The organism is Lentzea sp. NBC_00516, assembly GCF_036346835.1.
Taxonomy (GTDB): Bacteria; Actinomycetota; Actinomycetes; order Mycobacteriales; family Pseudonocardiaceae; genus Lentzea; species Lentzea sokolovensis.
Window position 1 is genome coordinate 9,715,140 of sequence record NZ_CP107840.1, and the last position, 16,662, is coordinate 9,731,801.

The window sequence follows — 16,662 nt, forward strand, 5'->3', positions numbered from 1 at the left end:
GGGATGCTCCTCGGATCAGGCGACCCTGGCCGGGCGCGAGGGCGGCACGGCGTGGACGAGTTCACGGATCAACGGGTGCGGGGTGAAGCGGTCCGTCGACGTCCGAGTCACCAGGTCGAGGTCGAGCAGGTCCTCCAGCACCACCTGGTCCTGGTCGGTGAGTCCTGCGGCCAGCGCGGTCAGCACCCGCTGGGCGGCAGGGGAAAGCTCCCGGCAGACGGTTTCGAGCTGCTCGGCGGCCGGGCTCAGCTCGGCGATCCGGGCGGTGCCACCGGCGAGCCGTGCGGCCAGCCTTCCCACCGTCCACATCGGACGGCTGTGCAGCCGGTCCGCCGCTGCCCGCAGCGCGCAGGGCAACCCGCCGCACAGCCGCACGACCTCGGCGACCGCACCGGGTTCGGGGGTGCCGCGCCAGTCGTCGCAGAGCGTGTCGAACAGCCTCGCGGCCTCGGCGTCCGGCAGCGGGCCGAGGACGAGCCGGTGAGCCCCGTCGACGACCGGCGTCCGCACGCGGGTGGTGACCAGCACGAGACAACCGGGACCGCCGGGCAGCAACGGTCGCACCTGTCGCGCGTCGGCGGCGTTGTCGAGCACCAGCAGGACCCGGCGCCCGGCGATCTCGGCCCGCCACTGCGCCGCACGGCTCGCGAGATCGGCCGGCACCGTGCCGGCCACCGCCTGGAGCAGATGCTCGAGAGCCGCCGCGGCGGTGAGGTCCCTCAGGTCCAGGTACAGCAAGGCGTCCGGGTAGCGGTGCGCGAGCCGGTGCGCGACGTGCACGGCCAGCGCGGACTTGCCCGCCCCGGCCATCCCGCTGATCACCGCCACATCACCCGCGAACTCCTCCAGCCGGGCGATCTCCGCGCTGCGGCCGGTGAAGTCCGGCAGGTCGCGGGGGAGGTCCTGACGAGCCGGACGCATTTCCCGCAGCGCGGTCCTGTGCGCCGCACGGAGCTCCGGGCCGGGCTCGACGCCGAGTTCCGCTCGCAGCATCGCGCGGGCCCGGTCGTGCACGGTCAGGGCGTCGGCGTGGCGGCCCGCTCGGGTCAGCGCCGTCGTCCAGCGTGCCCAGTGCGCCTCGGTGAACGGGTCGTCGTCGATCAGCGCCTGCCACACCGCGGCAGCCTTGCCGTGCTCGCCCAACGCCGTGTGGGCCTCCGCGAGCAGTGCGCGGAGTTCCGAGCGAAGGGCGCCGAACCTGGCTGACGCACCCCGCAACGCCTCGACGTCCAGGCCCCCGAACGGCTGGCCCCGCCACCGGCCGAGCGCGTCGGTCAGCGCCGCGACGGCCGTGCGCGGATCGTCGCCCTCCAGCGCGTGCCGTGCGGTGGCCGCGAGCTGGTCGACCTGGTCGACGTCCAGCTCTCCCGGCTCGACCCGCAGCCGGTAGCAGCCGGCCGCGCGCTCGATCCGCTGCTGGGGCAGCGCCTTGCGCAGCTGCCACACGTAGGTCTTGAGGTTGGCGTTCGCCGAGGCGGGCACGTCCTGTTCCGGCCACGTCGCCGCGATCAGCGTCTCGGCACGCACCCAGGCGTTAGCGTGCACCAACAGCACGGCCAGCACGGCGAGCGGCTTGCCGGCACGGACGCCAGGCGCCTCGACCGGGCCCAGCACGGAGAACAGTGTGGTGGACCGCATGGCCTGCACCCCGTTTCGACGGTCCGACAGGCGCGGGTCCGCGCCGTCCGCCCTACGATCTGCCGGGACACATGAGGATTTGATGACATGGGGAACGCCGTGCGGGTGATGGTGGTCGAGGACAACGAGGACCTGCGCCTCGCGGTGTCCGTCGAGCTGGGCTCCGCCGGGTTCGAGGTCGACGCCGTGGGGGACCTCGCGGCGGCCGACGCGGCACTGGGCGCGGGCGGCCACAGCTGCGTCGTGTTCGACCGCATGCTCCCCGACGGCGACTCGATCGGATACGTGCACCGCCGCCGCCAGGAGGGCTGGAGCGTGCCGGTGCTGTTCCTCACCGCCCGCGACAGCGTCGAGGACCGGGTCGCCGGGTTCACCCACGGCGGCGACGACTACCTGGTGAAGCCGTTCTCGGTCGCCGAACTGGCCGCACGGGTGCGCGTCCTGTGCCGCCGCGCGGGCCGCGGCCGCCCGTCCGTGCTGCGCCTGGCGGACCTGGAGGTCGACTGCGCGCGCCGGGAGGTCCGCCGGGCCGGAGTGCTGCTCACGTTGTCCGCCAAGGAGTTCGCCGTGCTGGAGTTCCTGATGACGCGCGCCGAGCAGGTGGTCGGCCGCGCCGAGCTGATCGAGCACTGCTGGGACGCGGAGAACGATCCAATGGCGAACGTGGTCGAGGCCGTCGTGAAACGCTTGCGCGGCAAGCTGCGCGGGCCGGAGCTGATCCACACCGTCCGAGGCCGCGGCTACCGGCTGGCGACCGCCGGATGACCCGCTCGTCGGCCGATCGGCTGCGCCGGCTCCGGCTGCTGATGACCCTTCTCGTGACCGTGGTCAACGCGGCGGTGCTGATCGTGCTGGCGGTGCTGGTGATCGGCGCGGACGCCGACCGGCGCGAGCAGGACCTCGACGCCGGCCTGCAGGTCGTCACGTCGTCCGTGCTGCGGCTGGTCAAGGACGACGGCCGCGGCGAGATCTCGGCCGCCGCCGTGGCCGCGGACGAGCTGAACGACAGGTGTCCACGGTTCGCCGTCCTGCCGGGCGGCCCAGGCCAGTTCAAGGGGTTCGTCAGCGATGGCGGCGGCTGCCCCGAGGTCGCCGCGGCGAACCTGGACGTCCAGGTGCAGGCTGCCGTGAAGTCCGGCACCCAGCTCCGGGGCTTCACCACGGCGACCGACGGCGGTTCGCTGCGCTTCCGGGTCGAGCCGTTCCGGCAGGGCGGCAGGTACGGCGGCAGGTACGTCGGCGGCGTGATCGCGGTCGCGGACGCCTCCGTCTCCGATGCCGAACACGACCGGCTGACGTTGCTCGTGATCGGCGGTTGCGTGCTGCTCATCGGCACGCTGGGGCTGGCGGGCCACGTGTTGTCCGGCCGGGCGATCCGCCCCGCCGCGGCCGCGCTGGAGCAGCAAGAGGTGCTGCTCGCCGAGACCGCCCACGACCTGCGCACCCCGGTGGCGGCGCTGCGGGCGCTGGCCGAGACGGCGCTGCGCAACCCGGCGGAGCGTGCGGACCTGTTGCCCAGGACCGTCGTGCTCGCCTCGCGGATGGGCAGCATCATCGACGGCCTGCTGGTCAGGGCGCGCCTCGCGGCCGGCGTCGACCAGCTGGCCGTGCAACCCGTCTGGCTCGACCAGTTGGTCGCGGGCGTCGTGGAGGACACCCCGGCCGGGGGAGCGAGCGTGACGGTGACGACCGCGCCGTGCAAGGTGCTGGTCGACCCGGCGCTGATCCAGCGGGCCATCGGCAACCTGCTCGACAACGCCCTGCGCTACGGCCGCCAGCCCGACCAGCAGGCGGTCGTCCAGGTCATCGTCGCGAACGGCCGGGTGACCGTCGCCGACCACGGCCCCGGCGTCGACAGCACGCTGGCCGACGCGGCGTTCGACCGCTTCGGCACCGGCGGCGGCTCCTCGGGACTCGGCCTCTCGATCGTGCGCTGGGTCGCGCAGGCCCACGGCGGCACGTTGAGCGCCTACAACGCCGAGGAGGGCGGGGCGATCTTCGAGCTCGCCCTCCCGATCGTTCCCGGTGGGACATGACGTCTCTGAGCTTGATGTACGGCGGAATGGATTTTTTCTGTACCCGCAGCGATACCCTCGCTCGGCGAGGAGGGGGTTATCGGTGACCGCAGTGAATGGAGGGGTGAACGTGTCGGCCGCTGGGGAGGTCTACCGGCTCATCTCGGACAACGTGCAGACCGTGTTGCGCGGCAAGCCCGAGCTGGTGCGCCTGGCGATCGCGGCGATGCTCGCGGAGGGGCACCTGCTGATCGAGGACGTTCCCGGGCTCGGCAAGACGACGCTCGCGAAGTGCCTGGCGCGCAGCATCGGCGGGAGCTGGAGCCGCATCCAGTTCACGCCGGACCTGCTGCCGGGCGACATCACCGGAGTGCAGGTCTACCACCAGAAGGCCGAGGAGTTCGAGTTCCACCCCGGCGCGATCTTCGCCAACGTGGTGCTCGCCGACGAGATCAACCGGGGCACGCCGAAGACCCAGTCGGCGCTGCTCGAGGTGATGTCGGAGCGGACGGTCACGGTCGACTCGGTCCGGCACGAGGTGCCGCGGCCGTTCCTGGTCGTGGCGACGCAGAACCCGATCGAGATGGAGGGCACCTACCGGCTGCCCGAGGCCCAGCTCGACCGCTTCCTGATGCGGTTGTCCGTGGGCTACCCCGACCTCGCCACCGAGGTGCTGGTGATCATGAGCGACTGCGCCAACGTCAGCCCGGACGAGTTGTCGCCCGTCGTCGACATGGCCATGCTGCAGGCGGCGGTGCTGGAGGTGCGGGCGGCGCACCTCGACCCGGCGGTGGTGGAGTACGCCGCGAGGCTGGCCGCGGCCACGCGCGAGCACGTGGCGTTGCGCTGCGGGGCCAGCCCGCGCGGCAGCATCGCGCTGGTGCGCGCGGGTCAGGCGCTGGCGGCCACCCACGGGCGCGGGTTCGTGACGCCGGACGACATCAAGCAGGTCGCGCAGGCGGTGCTGGCGCACCGGTTGATCCTCACCTCGGAAGCGGAGCTGAACCAGCGCGGCGCCGCCGACGTGGTGAACGAGGTGCTGGCCATCACCCCGGCGCCGATACCGAGCCACCTGGGATAGTTCGTCCGGAGCTGGCCGGTTCCGGCCGTGTGGCCCCCGGTGGCCACGGGCGAGCGGACCATGACGGGCATGACTGCGGTGGCGGCGAGGATGAGCATGGCGACGATCTCGGGCGACGTGGTCGGCGACGGTCCGGTCGCAACCGTCTACTCAGGACTGCACGACGGCGTTCCCGTGGCGCTCAAGGTTTTTCCCAAGAGCTTCGGCAAGCGCACGCTGGCCGCGTTCGAACGGGAACGCGCCGCGCTCTCCGCGCATCCCTGCGTCCTGCGGGTGGACGGCGTCGAGACGCTGTCCGGCGGCAGGCACGCCCTGCGGATGGAGCTGTGCGCGCAGTCGCTGGCGATGCTCGTCGCCCGGGTCGGGCCGTTGCCCGCCGGCGACGTCGCCCTGCTGGGCCAGGCGATCGCATCGGGTCTCGCCGCCGCGCACGCCGCAGATGTCGTGCACGGTGGCGTGAGCCCGCACAACGTGCTGTTCCGCCACAACGGCGAACCGGTGGTCGCGGACTTCGGGGTGACCCTGCGGCACGCGTTTCCGCGCGACCCGTTGCACGTCATCGAGTTCCTGCCACCGGAGGCGTTGCGCACCAGCGTGCTGGACGAGCGCACCGACCTCTACGGTCTCGGCGCCGTGCTGCACTTCGCGCTGACCGGCCGCTCGCCGCACCCCGGCCGGCTCGGCGAGCCGGAGAGCGAGCGGGTGCTGCGGGTGCTGCGAAGCCCGGTGCCGGCGATCTCCCGTCCCGACGTGCCGGTCGCACTGTCCACTGTGGTCGGACGGTTGCTGGCGATCGACCCGGCGCACCGCCCGGTGGACGCGGCGACGGTGGCCGCGCAGCTGGCGTCGATGGTGCCGGTCGCCCCACCGGTCGCGGTGCTGCCCGCGCCGATCTCGATGCCGCCAGAGCCCATCGTGATGCCGTTGCCCGAACCGATCGTGATGCCGCCGTTGCCCGCGCCACCCGTCGTCGAGCAGGCTCCGCCCGGCCCGGTGACGGACGTCCCGCGGACGCCGGTCGCGGAGCCGGGCGAGTTCGACGACTTCGCCCAGCAGGCGACGCCCGTCGCCCCGGCCGGGCACGAGGAGTTCGACGACTTCGGTGCCACGGCGGCGCCTCCCGCCCCGCCCTGGCCGCAGCCCGCGGGAGAGTTCCACGGCTTCGAACCGCCGCCGTTCACCCCGCCTCCGGCGGCCGTGGTCTTCGACACCGCGGGCACGCGTCCACGTCGGCGCGGCGTGCGTTACGAGCTCATCGCAGGCGGCGTGCTGCTCGCCGGTCTGGTGGTGCTGGTCGGGATCTACCTGATGCCGGTCGGCGGCGATTCCGCCTCGAGTCCGCCGGCGCCGCCTCCGTCGTCGGCGCGGGACATCCCCACAGCGACCTCCGTCGGCCTGGAGCTGGCGGATCCCGTCGACCGCAACGACGAGGTGGAGCTCTCCTGGAGCAGCACCGCGACGCTGGAGTTCGGTGTGGTGGTCGCGGGGGAGGGCGAGCAGACCAGAACCCTGGTGGCGCACCGCAACCGCACGTTCAAGGTGCCGGTGGAACCCGGCCGCAAGTACTGCTTCCTCATCCGCGCCACCGACGGCAACCAGCTCTACGAGAGCGCGCCGAAGGCCATCCGCGGCGCGATCTGCCGCAAGTGACGCGTCACCGTGCGCGCAGCACGGCGAGCGCCTCGCGCCACGCGCTCTCGGCCGGTTCGTCGGCCTGGTAACCGCAGGCCGCCATGTGTGCCACGAACTCCGGTTCCGGCGCGATCCCGTGGACCTCGACGTAGTAGCGCAGCGCGGCGCCCCAGATCCAGACGCCGTCGGTGAGGGTGGACAGCGGCACGGCTTCCGGGCGGTCCGGGTCCAGCCGGTCGGCGTCCAGTGCCGTGACCCGCGCGATCATCTTGCCGGACCTCAGGAAACCCGCGATCAGCGCGCGCTGGGCCGGGTCCTCGATGCGGGCGCGACCGGGAGCGAACATCAGGTCGCCACCGGCATCCCTGCCGTCGAACAGCCGGGCGATCCTCATGACATCTCCTCGGTCCTCGGCTCAATGGTCCGCCACCCGCCGTCCGGTGGCGGAGCGGGATCGTGCGTGATCACCAGGGTGCCCGACGAACACGCCAGGAACCCTTCGGTCACCGACGTCTCCGGCACCTGCACCGGGACGCCGACCATGGCGGCGAACCGCCGGAGGAACTCGGCGTCGAGCTGCCCGCCCCGCACGGCCAGCCGGATCGGCTGGTCCGTCCACTCCGGACTGGACGTGACGAGGTCGGCCAGCTCGTCCGGCCACAGCCGGTCGTCGCCGCTGTACAACGGCCGCAGCTCTGCGAACCGGATCTCCTCGTCGTCGGGCAGGAACAGGTCCGGCCGCACGTCGGGCTTCGCGGGGACGGGTTCCGCCGCGGCCGAGTCACCGCGCAACCGGTAGGGGGTGTCGCCTTCGCTGTGACCCTCCCATCCGGTGGTGGTTCCCAGCGAAGACCTGTCGGTCTCCGGGTTGTAGTGGAGCTTGGGCAGGTTCGTCCGGACGTCGTGCAGGATGGCGGAGCAGTTGGGACAGCACGAGGCCTCGGGGTAGCCGGCCTTCAGGAAGACGATGTCGGCGGCGAGGTCGGAGAGTCTCGCATCAGGTCGTGCCGCCAGCGCGGCGTCCGCCGCGCGCACCTCCGCGTGCCGGTGCGGTGCGTCGTAGCCGGGGTACCGGCGCTTTTCCGGGGTCTCGTCGCCTCGGTACTCCGGCCCTGGATACCCGCGCGGCGCGGAACGGCGGATCGCGTCGATGCGCATCCTGATCTGGGTCTGGAACTTGTGCCAGATGATCTTGCGGCCTTCTCGGCCGTTGGTGGACTCGAAGACCTCACCGGTGACGAGGTCCATCTGGAGGGCGAGGCAGCCTCCGGTAGACTTCTTCGACAGGGCGTTCTCCATCGCTTTCAGGTCATTGAGCTCCTTGCGGATGAGATCCATCTTGTGCCGGACTTCTTGCTGCTCGGGCCACGTGCCCTTGGACTGCTCGCGGTTCAGTTCCCGGTACTGGTCCTTGCGTTCCTTGCGCAGCCGGGCGTTGTCCGGAGACCAGTACAGCTTCGCGCGTTCCATGGTGAGCTCGCGAAGGGCGAGCCGGACGGGGACACCGCCGACGTGCGTGATCTGGCCGGAGTCGTTGCGCCGCAGTCCTTCGGTGAAGATGCCGATGCGGTGCGGGCCGACCCGTGCCGGGGGAAGCTCGGAGATCCCGATGACAGCGGGCTCGGCCGGCTCGTGCTCGGCCGGTTTCGGCGTGTAGTTGTTCTCGATTCGAGGCGTGAGCTCGGTGACCGGCTTGCGGAGGCTGAGCTGTGGCTGGAAGGTTCTCCAGGTGCCGTTCGGCGGGATCTTCGGGACCAGGTTGCCGCTCTCGTCGACGTACGCGGTCGAGACGAACGGAGCGCCGTCCGCGAACGTCCCTGCGTAGTCGGAGGGTGCGGTGACGGGGACACCGAGCCGGGTGGCGAGTTGCTGCGCGAAACCGTTGTCCTCGTGTCCGGCGTTGCACGAGATCAACCTGATCGGCTCGCCGTGCCAGTTCGGATCGGCCTCGATGAGCGCGGCCAGGTCGTCGGCGGTGAGCCGTTCGGTGCCGATCCGCACCGAGGTCGCGTTGCCGTGCATGTCGATCGTGTAGGAACCGGGTTCCGGCGGCACCTGGCTCGCGTCGGCCAGCATCTCGTCGCCGCGCTGGTAGAAGGCGCGACCGGCCGGGGTGGCCACGCTCTCGTCGAGGAGCTGCTGAAGTCGTTGGGGGAGAACGTTCTCCGTCGCCTCGGTGCCGGCCCGCAGCCGGGTGTTCGTATGCAGCTCGTGGTCGGTCGGCATCGGTGTGCCGTGCTGGACAAGTTGCTGGTAGGCGGTCCACAACGCGGCGAGGTCCGTGAGAGCCCTCGCGAGAGGAGCGCTGTGCCCGGTGCGTCGTTCGTGCGCGGCGAACTCCCGCACGCGCGCCGTCATCCGGTCGATGCGGTGCAACGCGGCAAGCCGGGAACCGAGCAGTGACCACGGCCGTGGCTCGCGCAACATCCGTTCGCGTTCGTGCGCAACCAACGCCTCGATGTGGCCGGGGAAACGCCGATCCCGCCTGCGCAGGATCTTCGGCACCTGAGGAGGAGCGGGCAGCGGATCCACCGGTCCTCCCGTGGCCGCCTGCACCTCCCTGGCCACGAACCTTTGGATGAACTCGTGCAGTGCCAAGGTTTCCGCGGCTTCGGCCGTCTGTTCCTCCGCGCGATCGGCCAGCGCCAGCTCGCCCGAGGCGAGCACCTCGGCCCGGCGGAACAGGTACTTGACCACGAAGCTCGCCGCCAGCATCGTGGCCGCCGCGCCGCCGACGATCATCGTGGCCGCGCCCTGGTCGAACGCCAGAGCGCTGCCGACCACCACGGCCTGGGTCGCGGTAGCCCGCTTGAGGTCCCACTTGTGGGTCGCCCGCCAGCTGCGGTAGCCGGTCGGGCGCCCGGTCCGGTCCTGCCGCACGCTCGGCAGCGCGTCCCGCACCTGTTGTGCCGCTTCGGCCGCGGTGAGGTGACCGTCGGCCTCACCGAGCAGCGCGTCCAGCGCGGCCTGTTCCAGCGCGACCTGCTCGGCGAGCTTGGCCGCCTTGTCGAACTCGAACCGGTTGATCAGCTCCTGCTGCTCGTCGCGCAACGACTTCCGGTCGAGGAAAGCGGCGATCAGCACGCCCAGCACGGCACGGACGCCGCCGTTCAGCAGGGCGTCGGACGCCGCGTCGCCGACCTTGGCCGTCGCGTCCGCACCGCCCCTGGCGACGTCGGCGGCCGAGCCCGGCACGGAGCTCGCGACGAAGCGGTGCAGTGAGGCGTCGTGCGACTCGGCGTCCGCGACGGGACGCGCCGCCTCCGGGGAACCGGTCGGCGCGGAGCCCGCCAGCCGGTCGAGGCGGTTCATCAACGCGTGCAGCTTCGCGACGAAGACCTCGTCGAACTTCGCCGCCTCGGCCTCGATCGCCCGCGCCGCCTCGTCGAACCGCGACCACTCCTGGCTCGTCGTCCTCGACTTCAGCATCCGCTCGAGCAGCGGACCGAACGTGGCGGCCAGTCCGGCGATCCCCAGATAGGCCGCCGCGTAACGGAACTCGAGTCCGGCGAGCGTCGCGAGACCGGCGGACCCACCGCCCGCCATCGGCGGCAGGCCCCTGTTGACCAGACGCGGTCCGTACGGCTGGTGGTCGGGAGGTCGTTCGTCGGGAGGCCCCGGTTCCGGCGGTCCTGGCGCGGTGAGGTCGATCCCGGTCGACCTGGCCCTGGCGAGCAACGGGGTGAGCAGTTCCTTGCGGCGCACGGCCGCCTCGTGGGCGCGCAGGGCCGCGAGGTACTTGTGCCCCGCCCTGGACAGCGCCCTGTCCCGCCTGCTGTACCAGCGTTTGACGAGCGTGCTGGTGACGCTCGCGCCGGCGGTGACCGCGCCCACCCCGAGTGCGAGCGCCGGCTGACCTCCCCCGAGCAGTGCGACCGCGGCGCCGGTGCCGGGCATCGCCTCCGACGCCAGGTAGGCGAGGAACGCGCGCCCCTGCGGCTCCCCGGTGGGCTCACCCGCCCAGCTGGGCCGACGCGAGCCGGTGGCGGCGTGCCTGGCCAGAACGGCGCGGACGCCGGGATCGGTGAGCACCTGGCGCTGCGGGCCGGACCTGGCGTCCGCGTGCAGGCCGAGGTGTTCGACCAGTGCGCGCATCTCGGCGGCGATCAGCCGTCGCCGCCGTGAGAGCACGGAGGCCTCGCGGTGTTCCCGTGCGAGGGTCCGCACCTCGGCCAGCCTGCCGTGGTCGGCGGCGGACAGCTCGGTGTGGCTGCCGGGATGCCGTTCGGCGGTGAGCAGGTCCTCGGCCACCTGGTTGCCCGCGAGCCGTTCGGACAGCTGCGCGAGCGCGCCGGACACCGCCCTGGCGATGATGAGTTGCTCGGCCCGTTGCGAGACCCGGATCAGCGGCGTTCCCTTCGCCGGAATCACCACGTCCGCCGGGTTCTCGCCCCGGGTCTCCCCGGCGACGACCATGACGACGAACGTCGAGCCGTCCGGCCGGGTGACCAGGTACCGGGCACCGCCGAGCGGCTGGACTTCGGCCATGCGCGCGCCACGCCGGATGTGTTCCATTGCCTGCCGCACGTGTGCCTGCACGCGCAACAGGTGTGCCGGGGCAGCACGGTTCGTGTGGAACCGGGAGTGCGGCACCGCGCCGACGGGGTACGTCCGCGGTGATCGTGGCGGGGCCGCGTCGCTGGAGCCGCGCAGTCGTGGCGTGGGAGCGTGGTGATGTCCTTCGGTGTCGCCCTCCCAGCCGGTCGGGCCGTCGACCGCGCCCTCTTCAGGGTGGTAGACCCTCTTGCCGCCGTTGCTGCGGACCTCCTGCAGGATCTCCGAGCAGTTGGGGCAGAAGGCGGCCGGCGACAGAGGCTTCTTGCCCTTCGCTCCCGCCCAGACCACATCGGCGGCCAGGTCGTCGAGCCGTGCCTCGGGGTTCTTGGTGAGGGCGGCGTCGGCGGCACGCACCTCGGCGTGCCGGAACGGTGAGTCGAAGCCCTTGAAACGCCGCGTGGCGGTGGTCTGCCCGTTGACGGTGTTCCCGCCGAACCGGGCGGGGTGGTGGAACATCGCCATGATCCGTGCCCTGATCGACGGCACGAACTTCTTGAGGATCACCGAGGGGTTGGTGCCGTTGGTCGACTCGAAGACCTCGCCGGTCCGCAGGTCCATGACCAGCGCGACGATGCCGCCGGTCTGGTCCCTGCCCAGCGGGCCGCCGGGCTGCTTGCGCAGTTCGTCGTAGAGCACGGCCCGCTGGTGCGCGAGCTCACGCAGCTTCTCCCGCACCGCCACGCCGCCGATGTGGGTGATGCGGCCGGGTTTGTCGCGGCGCAGCCCGTTCTTGAACGCGCCGAGGCTGTGCGGCTGGGCCTGGGGAGGCGGCAGCGGGCCGGACTCGATGTCCCCGGACTCGGCGGTGTTACCGGTGGGCTCGGGGGCAGCGGTGGCGACCGTGTGGGTGGGGGCGGATCTGGGTGTGGCCGTCTGTGGTTCCGGTGCGGACGGTGCCGCGGCGGACGCGGCGAGGACAGCGCCCGCCGGGGTGGCGGTGACCTGCCTGGGCGCAGGGGTGGTGTCTTGGTCCGGCGCGGCCTGGTCGAGCACTGGCTGGTCCAACACTGGCCGGCCGGAGGCGGCTTGAGCCGTCTGCTCCGGCGCGGCGTCCTCCGGAACTGGCCCTGCTGGGGTCGCTTCCGCGGCCTTCTCTGCGGGACCTGGCCTCACCGGGGCCTTCTTCGTTCCATCAGGCGGATTCGCGGTGGGAGAAGCCGCCTGGCCGGACGCCGGTGAACCGGTCGACGACGAGTGCGCGGGTCCTGAGTGGACGGGAGCTCCCTGCGTCGGCGCCACCGCGGCGGGTGCGGTCGGCGCTTCCTGGGACTGGCTCCCTTGGGACAGGGCTTCCTGAGACGCGGCTTCCTGAGTCGGCGCGACAGGGGACGGTCCTTGCTCCACCGCTTCCTGTACAGGAGCCGCGGGTGAGCTCGGATCTGTTGCTGTGCCAGGATTCTCCGCAGTGCCGGCCGCCTCGGCAGGAGCCGGGTGAACGGTCGCCTCGTCGCTCGAAGCGTGCCGCGGTGCCGAGGACTTCTGCTCATCACCGGAAGCGGGAGCAGCCCGGCGTTCCTGTTCGCCGGGATGCTGTTCAACTGACGAGCTGTCGCTGCGCAACGGGCCGTGGGTCGTCGCGCGACCGCCCGTCTCCACGTCGGCCCTGCGGCCACTCGGCGGGGCGGTCGAGCGGTCCGTCTCGGACGAACTTTCCGGCGTGGCACGGGAATCCGTCGAGCCGTCCGGCGCCACCACCGGGTCCGCCGCGCTCTGCCGGTCCAGCGGGGGCGACGAGTCCGGAGTGGTCGACGGGTTCGCCGCGGTCTGCCGGTCCGGAGTGGTCGTCGGGTCCGCTGTGGTCTGCTGGTCAGCTGTGGTCGACGGGTTCGCCGCAGTCTGCCGGTCCGCCGGGGACGTCGGATCCGCCGGGGTCTGCCGGTCCGGCGGGGGCGGTGGGTCCGCGCCCGGTCCGCCCGACAGTTCGCCGTTGCCCTGCCCTCCCCCTTCCGGCGGGGGCGTGGTGCCGACGAGCCGGTCCGCCAAGGCGTTGGCCTGGGCCTCGTGCCCGGGGTTCCGCTGCTGCACGGCGTCGATCACCATCGAGCGCGGCGCTCCGGAGAGCCCGGCGGCGAGACCGCCCTCCGAGATCTTCTGGCCGTAGCCGCTCAGGTCGGTGAGCGCCGCGACGTTGCCCCAGTTCTCGACGACGTACCCGGCGGTGGGGGAGGTGACGGCGTTGTTCACCCCGGAACCCAGGCCCGCGTTGAGGTTGCGCGCCACGCCACTGGTGGGCGCGGTCGGCAGCGACGGCATCACCCTGCGAGCCACCGTGCCGCCGGCCTTCACCGCCTTGCCGAATCCCTCGCCCAGAACTCCGCCCACGCCGCCGGTGATCGTGGCGTCGCGCAGTTCGTCGCCCTTGAACTCCTCGCGGGTGCCCATCAGGAGACTGGTCGCCTGCGTGGCCGCGTTGTTGAACGCCTCGTCGGCCGACTCCTTGGCGACCTCGACGCTGAGCTTGGCGAACCCCGCGGCGATGCGGCCGGCCATCCCGGTGATCATCGCGGTGAGCCTGCCCGCGACCGCGCGGGACAACGCGGCGGCGAGGAAACCACCGCCGGGAAGCCAGCTCAGCGCGACGAAGAGCCCGATGTTGACCGCGAGCTCCCACAGGATGGAGATCCGCGCCTCACGGATCTGGTCGCCGTAGGCCCTGACGCCCTCCGCGAGGAGCCGCATGTTCGCGGCGAGGTTCTCGTAGTTGGCGGGCATCGAGTTGACGGCACTCGTGAACTGGACGCCCGCGACGTCCATCCAGGCGCTCGGCAGCTGTGTTCGGGCCGTCCGCCACGCTTGCGCGGCGGTCTCCATCACGACGGCCGCCTCGATCCACGCGTCGGCCAGTTGCCACGCGACGTACTCGCTGTCCGGCGGCCACAGCGTGTCGATCGACTTGTCCTTGACGGACTCCCAGAAGCCGAAGTCGTCCTGTGGTTCCGGCATCGCCATGGCGGGTCGCTCTCAGCGGAAGTTCCCCGCGGACTCGATGTCCGCGGCCACGTAGTCGGGAACGGCCTTGGTGCCGTGCGCGGCGAGCTGTTCCGCCTGCGGCTGCACCAGGTCGACGCCGCCCTCCCGGACCTGCTTCACGCCGTCGTTGTACTGCTGGACCATCGGCCGTCCGAGCGGCCCGTTGCCGAGCTGGGCGTCCAGGCCCGCGATCTTCCCGATGGCCTGCTCCCAGCCCGTCTTCGCGTCCGCCGCGGCCTGGGTCAGATCCGCCATGATCGGCGCGGCACGGCCGGGGACCATGTCGATGCCCGCGCCATCGACGTCGACGCCACCCTCGCCGTTCATCGACGGCTCCAGGCCTGCGGGCCCTCGTCGAGCATGCTCAGCACCGGGCCGAACATCGGGTCCACCTCGGTACCCGGTTTCTGGTGCGGCATCAGCTTCGCCGCGATCCTGGCCGCGTCCCGCCCCGCCTCGGCCGCCGCGTCCCGGACCGTGTCGACGATCGTGCGCGCCAGCGTCGCCGCGTCCTGGTCGCGGAAGATCCTCTGGTCGAGTTCCAGCTCCAGCAGCTCGCCGCGGCCACCGACGACGGCGTGGACGAGGCCGTCGTCGGAGTCGGCGGTCGCACGGACGTCCGTGATCCCGTCCTGCACGGAACGGAGCCTGCCCGCGAGCCGCGCGTACTCGGCGAGCCTCCCGGTCAGGTCGGTGTCCGAACGGTTCATGGCGGTTCCCCTTGTCTCCCAATGCGTCCAGGATGACGATCAACGGACGGGGGACCAGCGGGCTGGCCTGTTCCGGCCACGCCACGCGGCGGCACGGCCGATCGCCGCAGGATGTGGTGGCATGAGAGCTGTTGCCGTCATGCTGATCGCGGCCGCGGTGGCCGGACCCGCGCCCGCTCTGGCCGCGCCACCGGACGGCGCCTGCCGAAACCCCGACCCCGCCCACGAGGTCATCACGCAGATGCCGTGGGCCCAGCAGTTGCTCGACGTCAAGCAGGCGTGGTCGCACAGCACCGGAGCCGGCGTCACGGTCGCCGTGATCGACTCCGGCGTGAACGCCGATCACCCGCAGTTGCGCGGAAAGGTCCTGCCCGGCAGGGATCTGGTGCTCCCCGGCAACGGGCGGGGCGACTTCGACTGCGTGTCGCACGGCACGGCGGTCGCCTCGATCATCGCCGCCGCGCCGGCGCCCGGAGTCGGGTTCCGCGGCCTGGCACCGGACGCGCGTGTGCTCCCGGTGCGGATCACCGAACGCGAGTTCTCCGACAGCGGCGACCCGATCCCGATCAACCCAGACGCGGTCGCGAACGGCATCCGGTTCGCCGCGGACGAGGGCGTGAAGGTGATCAACCTGTCGTTGTCCGGCTACGGCGACTACCCCGCCGTCCGAGCCGCGATCGGGTACGCGCAGGCCAAGGACGTGCTCGTGGTCGCGGCGGTGGGCAACCGGGCGAAGCTGGGCCTGGTGGCGTCCTACCCCGCGTCGTACGACGGCGTGCTCGGCGTCGGCTCGATCGACGTCGAGGGCGCCCGCTCGTCCGACTCGCAGATCGGCACGTACGTGGACCTGGTCGCCCCCGGTGAGAACGTGGTCGCGGCGGCCGGCCCGAGCGGCCACGACCACTGGCAGGGCACGAGTTTCGCCACCCCGATGGTCGCGGGCGTCGCGGCACTGGTGCGGTCCGCGCGGCCGGAACTCTCCGCCGCGCAGGTCGCCACGCGGATCCTCGCGACCGCGGACCCGACCAGGGGAGGCCGGGGCAGTGCCGAGTACGGCGCCGGCGTGGTGGACCCGTACCGCGCGGTGACGGAGGCGCTCACCGGCGACCGGCCGCAGGCGCTGCCCGCCGTCGTGCCCGCGCCGCCGGACCCGGCCGAGGTGCGCGAGGCCGCGTGGTGGAGCTGGACGGGCGGGGCGGCGAAAGCGGCGGCGGGCATGGTGTTGCTGGGCGTCGTGATCGCGGCGGTGGTGTGCTGGGCCGTGCCGCGTGGCCGCCGTCGACGGTGGACGCCGGGCCGGGTCGCGCCGGCTTCGCTCAGGGCCACCCGCGCGGAGACGCCGGACGAGGTCTTCCTGTTCCCCGTCAACGGATAGCCGAAAGCCCCGAGTCCGATGTGGACTCGGGGCCGTTGGTCGGACGGGTCAGAACGCGCCCATGGAACGCTGGACCGCGCCCAGCAGGTTCTGCTCGGTCACGTCGATCGCGCGTTCCGTCTCGTTGAGCTTGTCCTCGATCGACTGGGTGACCTGGTCGGCTCGCTGGTGGCGGCCGAACTTCGCCCGGAACGCCTCGTCGTCCCAGTCCTGGTTCTCCGTGTTGCGCGTGTAGCCGCTCTGCTTCTCCCGGACGGACGTCAGGTTCGCGCGTGCCTTGGCGATCGACGCGCGGAGGTTCTGCAGATCGGCGAACTTCACCGCGATGGAGTCGGGATCGTTGTAAGCCATGGGAAATCCTCGCTTCGTGCGGCTTCCGGGTCAGGCCAGCAGGGTCTTGAGCAGGTCGGCGCTGTCGGCGTCGCCGCTGATGTAGTTCGCCTGGGAGTAGCGCGTCTGCTCGGCGATGTCCTCGCCGTCGACGCGGTTCGTCGTCTGGTTGCCGTCGATCAGCGCGGACACGTTCGCGAACGCGGCCTTCGCCTGACCGCCCCACACGGCCTGTGCGGCGAGGGAGACCTCGTCCAGATCGCGCCTGATCATCTCCATGTCGGCGTTCGTGTCGTCCTGATGGGCCGCCGCCTGACCCATCGCGGTCGCGTGGCCGTTGATTTCCTGCATCGA

12 protein-coding genes are annotated in these 16,662 nt (G+C 72.1%); 5 read left to right on the forward strand and 7 right to left on the reverse strand.

Features of this window, described 5'->3' with window-relative positions:
* Positions 1–15: 15 nt before the first annotated feature.
* Positions 16–1,638, reverse strand: coding sequence for an AfsR/SARP family transcriptional regulator (locus OG205_RS45315; RefSeq protein ID WP_330273901.1), 1,623 nt, complete (start codon positions 1,636–1,638; stop codon positions 16–18).
* A gap of 87 nt (positions 1,639–1,725) precedes the next feature.
* On the opposite strand from OG205_RS45315, the gene OG205_RS45320 reads away from it, so the two are divergent.
* The 4 genes from OG205_RS45320 (at position 1,726) to OG205_RS45335 (ending at position 6,384) form a co-directional block, all read left to right on the forward strand.
* Complete coding sequence (locus tag OG205_RS45320) at positions 1,726–2,403, forward strand: response regulator transcription factor (RefSeq protein WP_330273902.1); 678 nt, start codon at positions 1,726–1,728, stop codon at positions 2,401–2,403.
* Complete coding sequence (locus tag OG205_RS45325; protein ID WP_330273903.1) at positions 2,400–3,674, forward strand: sensor histidine kinase; 1,275 nt, start codon at positions 2,400–2,402, stop codon at positions 3,672–3,674. The genes OG205_RS45320 and OG205_RS45325 overlap by 4 nt, the downstream gene beginning before the upstream one ends.
* Before the next feature lie 82 nt (positions 3,675–3,756).
* Positions 3,757–4,734, forward strand: a complete 978-nt coding sequence (locus tag OG205_RS45330; RefSeq protein ID WP_442916700.1) for an AAA family ATPase — start codon at positions 3,757–3,759, stop codon at positions 4,732–4,734.
* A gap of 69 nt (positions 4,735–4,803) precedes the next feature.
* The gene (locus OG205_RS45335) at positions 4,804–6,384 is read left to right on the forward strand and encodes a serine/threonine protein kinase (protein ID WP_330273904.1); all 1,581 of its coding nucleotides are present in this window, start codon (positions 4,804–4,806) and stop codon (positions 6,382–6,384) included.
* A 4-nt stretch (positions 6,385–6,388) separates the two neighbouring features.
* On the opposite strand, the gene OG205_RS45340 is transcribed toward OG205_RS45335, so the two are convergent.
* Genes OG205_RS45340 through OG205_RS45355 form a run of 4 tightly spaced genes read right to left on the reverse strand, consistent with a single transcriptional unit; the run spans position 6,389 to position 14,603 of the window.
* A complete protein-coding gene (locus OG205_RS45340) occupies positions 6,389–6,760 on the reverse strand; it encodes a hypothetical protein (protein ID WP_330273905.1) in 372 nt (123 codons plus the stop codon).
* A complete protein-coding gene (locus OG205_RS45345; protein ID WP_330273906.1) occupies positions 6,757–13,872 on the reverse strand; it encodes a WXG100-like domain-containing protein in 7,116 nt (2,371 codons plus the stop codon). The genes OG205_RS45340 and OG205_RS45345 overlap by 4 nt, the downstream gene beginning before the upstream one ends.
* Positions 13,873–13,884: 12 nt before the next feature.
* Positions 13,885–14,220, reverse strand: coding sequence for a hypothetical protein (locus OG205_RS45350; RefSeq protein ID WP_330273907.1), 336 nt, complete (start codon positions 14,218–14,220; stop codon positions 13,885–13,887).
* Positions 14,217–14,603 (reverse strand): YbaB/EbfC family nucleoid-associated protein, encoded by a 387-nt coding sequence (locus tag OG205_RS45355; RefSeq protein WP_330273908.1) that lies wholly within the window; start codon positions 14,601–14,603, stop codon positions 14,217–14,219. The genes OG205_RS45350 and OG205_RS45355 overlap by 4 nt, the downstream gene beginning before the upstream one ends.
* Before the next feature lie 121 nt (positions 14,604–14,724).
* Between OG205_RS45355 and mycP the strand changes: the two genes are divergently transcribed.
* Positions 14,725–15,978, forward strand: coding sequence for a type VII secretion-associated serine protease mycosin (gene mycP, locus OG205_RS45360; protein ID WP_330273909.1), 1,254 nt, complete (start codon positions 14,725–14,727; stop codon positions 15,976–15,978).
* 48 nt (positions 15,979–16,026) lie between these two features.
* Here mycP and OG205_RS45365 read toward each other — a convergent pair whose 3' ends face one another.
* Positions 16,027–16,329: a hypothetical protein gene (locus tag OG205_RS45365; protein ID WP_330273910.1), complete on the reverse strand. Its 303-nt coding sequence runs from the start codon at positions 16,327–16,329 to the stop codon at positions 16,027–16,029.
* Positions 16,330–16,359: 30 nt separating this feature from the next.
* A complete protein-coding gene (locus OG205_RS45370; RefSeq protein WP_330273911.1) occupies positions 16,360–16,659 on the reverse strand; it encodes a hypothetical protein in 300 nt (99 codons plus the stop codon).
* Between the last annotated feature and the right edge of the window lie 3 nt (positions 16,660–16,662).

Coding starts and splice junctions, on each gene's coding strand:
- OG205_RS45315 (WP_330273901.1), bottom strand. CDS start 1,638: ATGCGGTCCACCACACTGTTCTCCGTGCTGGGCCCGGTCGAGGCGCCT.
- OG205_RS45320 (WP_330273902.1), top strand. CDS start 1,726: ATGGGGAACGCCGTGCGGGTGATGGTGGTCGAGGACAACGAGGACCTG.
- OG205_RS45325 (WP_330273903.1), top strand. CDS start 2,400: ATGACCCGCTCGTCGGCCGATCGGCTGCGCCGGCTCCGGCTGCTGATG.
- OG205_RS45335 (WP_330273904.1), top strand. CDS start 4,804: ATGACTGCGGTGGCGGCGAGGATGAGCATGGCGACGATCTCGGGCGAC.
- OG205_RS45340 (WP_330273905.1), bottom strand. CDS start 6,760: ATGAGGATCGCCCGGCTGTTCGACGGCAGGGATGCCGGTGGCGACCTG.
- OG205_RS45345 (WP_330273906.1), bottom strand. CDS start 13,872: ATGGCGATGCCGGAACCACAGGACGACTTCGGCTTCTGGGAGTCCGTC.
- OG205_RS45350 (WP_330273907.1), bottom strand. CDS start 14,220: ATGAACGGCGAGGGTGGCGTCGACGTCGATGGCGCGGGCATCGACATG.
- OG205_RS45355 (WP_330273908.1), bottom strand. CDS start 14,603: ATGAACCGTTCGGACACCGACCTGACCGGGAGGCTCGCCGAGTACGCG.
- mycP (WP_330273909.1), top strand. CDS start 14,725: ATGAGAGCTGTTGCCGTCATGCTGATCGCGGCCGCGGTGGCCGGACCC.
- OG205_RS45365 (WP_330273910.1), bottom strand. CDS start 16,329: ATGGCTTACAACGATCCCGACTCCATCGCGGTGAAGTTCGCCGATCTG.
- OG205_RS45370 (WP_330273911.1), bottom strand. CDS start 16,659: ATGCAGGAAATCAACGGCCACGCGACCGCGATGGGTCAGGCGGCGGCC.